The 1,407-nt window shown below is 42.8% G+C and carries 2 protein-coding genes; one reads left to right on the top strand and one right to left on the bottom strand.

The window, feature by feature from the left end; all coding sequences use genetic code 11:
* Window positions 1-274: 274 nt before the first annotated feature.
* Window positions 275-553, bottom strand: a complete 279-nt coding sequence (gene ppiC, locus R7O12_RS24840; RefSeq protein ID WP_005375342.1) for a peptidylprolyl isomerase PpiC — start codon at window positions 551-553, stop codon at window positions 275-277.
* 265 nt (window positions 554-818) lie between these two features.
* Between ppiC and R7O12_RS24835 the strand changes: the two genes are divergently transcribed.
* A partial coding sequence (locus R7O12_RS24835) for a chemotaxis protein (RefSeq protein ID WP_318126716.1) occupies window positions 819-1,407 on the top strand: 589 nt, incomplete at its 3' end.

The following is a 1,407-nucleotide window of genomic DNA, read 5'->3' as shown; positions in this document are numbered from 1 at the left end:
AGGGAGAACGGTCGTCGCTCCAACTTATGTTTGTTAAAGATTAAGTTTTTGGGGAACGTAATGGTTGCTATTGAGGTACGTTGTCTATTTGCAGTCAGCTTGAAGCTATTAGAAATAATGGTGTGAAAGGAATTAAATAGAGTTTCTGACTCTGAATGATTTTGGGCAAGAATAAGTGAATCATGGTAAGCCAATTCGTGCTTACCATGATTTCTGCTCGTATGTACTGGCGTTCAAGAAACTCGAAAGTCAGCTCATGAGCTCTGGGTAGAGGCTATGTTCTGTAGAGAACCTTGACCACATGCCAGCCAAATTTTGTTTTGACTAAGTGCGGAGTTAACACTTCACCAGAAAAACAAACTTTGTCGAATTGAGGCACCATTTGACCGCGACGGAACTCACCGAGGTCACCACCACGTTTGCCAGACGGGCAAGTTGAATATTTTTTCGCTAGTGTTTGGAATTTAGCGCCTTTTTTCAGTTGCTTGATGATGTCTTCAGCTTGTTCTTTGTGCTTAACAAGAATGTGCAATGCGGCTGCTGTGTTTGCCATATGTTTATCTCTCACTATTCTGGTGGCGCAAGTTTACCGAATACACTGGTTTGCGCCAAACATTTCTCCACCTTACCCATTTTAGGCCATGGCTTGCCCCAAAAACACTTGGCTAGGTGATGAAAACCTGTGCAACACGGGTAATATTGACCTCGATTTATAAAGAGATTGCTTAAAAAGCTCACATTTACTTCCTATACGGTTGAAGCTGTCGCTTTATAAGATATGATTAGACACAAATCGGTGGCATTTATAAGGTTATTTCATGGCAAAAGTCGTTAGTAAGGCGAATCAATCTCAGGGTATGTTGATGTTTAAGCTCACCCTGCAACAAAACTTCGCAATAGGGACACTTAAAGTTCGTGAAATTGTACCCTACATGCCAACCACAAAAATCCCGTATTCCCATCACCATGTGATTGGTACGGTGACCATTCGTGATCTCACCGTTCCTGTTATCGACATGTCAGCTGCGGTTGGCTTTCGTCCAATTACCCAAGAAGAATACAAAAACTGCTACCTCATCGTGACCGACTGTTTACGCACTGTGGTTGCGTTTATGGTTCGTAGCATAGAGAAGATCATCGAATGTGATTGGAAAGCCATTGAAACGCCACCAGCAAGTGCTGGAAAAAACATCTTCGTAACGGGTATCACTCGTTATGGCGATCAAACAGTTCAAATGCTCGATGTCGAGCTACTGCTTTCTAAAATTTATCCGCAGTATGAAAACGCGAATATCCCGATGCTGACGGATGTAGAGCGTGAACGTCTCAAAGCACTGAATATCTTGTTGGTGGATGACTCGTCGATTGCGCGTAAGCAATTAAGTGACGCGCTAGATAGCATCAATA

This window comes from Vibrio sp. Vb1574, from assembly GCF_033338675.1.
The sequence above is the reverse complement of the archived record's forward strand: the minus strand, read 5'-3'. Positions and strand labels throughout refer to the sequence as shown.

Coding starts and splice junctions, on each gene's coding strand:
- ppiC (WP_005375342.1), bottom strand. CDS start 553: ATGGCAAACACAGCAGCCGCATTGCACATTCTTGTTAAGCACAAAGAA.